Below are 1,214 nucleotides of genomic sequence, written 5' to 3'. Positions count from 1 at the left end.
AAGAAGGATTTTTAGGATTGGGTGGTGGTTCGGCCAAGGATTCCAGTTGTTTTCTAGCGAAGATATTGACACAGATCAGTCTTGCCCATTGCTGCATAGATAAAGCATTGGGGAATGATTGCTGAACAAGGCGCACCAGCAAATAATCGATGATTGCCACGGTCACCTGGATCAGCACTGCATTTTTGCTGGTACCGAGAAAGCGTTTGATTTTGAGATTTTGCTTGATCCACTTGAAAAACAGCTCGATTTGCCAACGCATTTTGTACAAATCAGCAATAGCTTGAGCAGGACGTTCGAAATCGTTGGTGATAAAAACGAGCTTTTTTCCTTCTTCGGTGGTGTAGAGAATACGGCGTAGACACTCAGGATATTGACTGCCTGCGTTAGAAGTTAAACGGATGGTTTCGTCTGCTGACACTCGGCCGTCTACCTGCTGCGAGGAAATCACTTCAAATACAGTATTGGCTTTCATACGGCTGACAAAACGAATGTTTTGTTTTGTCAGCCTGGCATACCACTCATAGTTATTGTAGGCACGATCAAAAACATAGGTTGCGCCTGTTAACAAAGGCAGAGAAGCAGCTGCCTTCGCATCATGCGCACGGGCCTCACCCATCTCAAAGAAAGTAAGAATACAAGCATGCGGGTCGTAGACAGTGTGGAGTTTTATACCTGCCTTAGTAGAACGAAACTTAGCCCAGGCATAGTGGTGGAGATTCAAATCCAGTGTAGTGGAATCAATCAACCGCACGATCTCGTTCGCAGACGGCAGATTACCTTGAAGCTTGTGGATCAACCAGAACATGATTTCGCGAAAGAGGCCAGGCGCACGCTGCGCGTTAGCGTCTGCCAGTGTGGAGCGGCGAATCAGTGTCGCTCCCAAGTGAAAATGGCAAGTAGCATGACTATTGAAAGCTGTTTGCAGATCGCGAAGTGAAACGCGTTGCGCCAGTTGCGCATAAATCAGCGCTACAAACTGCGTCCAGCAGTTAAGTGTCCGTATTCGGTGATCCCCTCTATGGCGTTCTACCGCCCGATCAAAACGGTAACGGGGAATGTACTTGAGCAGTTGGTGTAATACAGTGTTAAGATGCTTCATGCCTGAGCCCTTGGATTGGAAAATTGCTGTTTCGAACACATCAATTTTACTCCATCCCCAAGCCCACTCAGGCTTTATCTCTCAAGAGTTTAGGGTTAACCGGACAGTAGTG

General features: G+C 47.0%; 1 protein-coding gene. It reads right to left on the bottom strand.

From position 1 onward, the window contains the following. Positions 1-1,102, bottom strand: a 1,102-nt coding sequence (locus BM122_RS21310; RefSeq protein WP_083398655.1) for an IS4 family transposase, incomplete at its 3' end; no start/stop codon positions are given. Between the last annotated feature and the right edge of the window lie 112 nt (positions 1,103-1,214).

Source organism: Nitrosomonas communis, from assembly GCF_900114745.1.
Lineage (GTDB): Bacteria > Pseudomonadota > Gammaproteobacteria > Burkholderiales > Nitrosomonadaceae > Nitrosomonas > Nitrosomonas communis_A.
The sequence above is the reverse complement of the archived record's forward strand: the minus strand, read 5'-3'. Positions and strand labels throughout refer to the sequence as shown.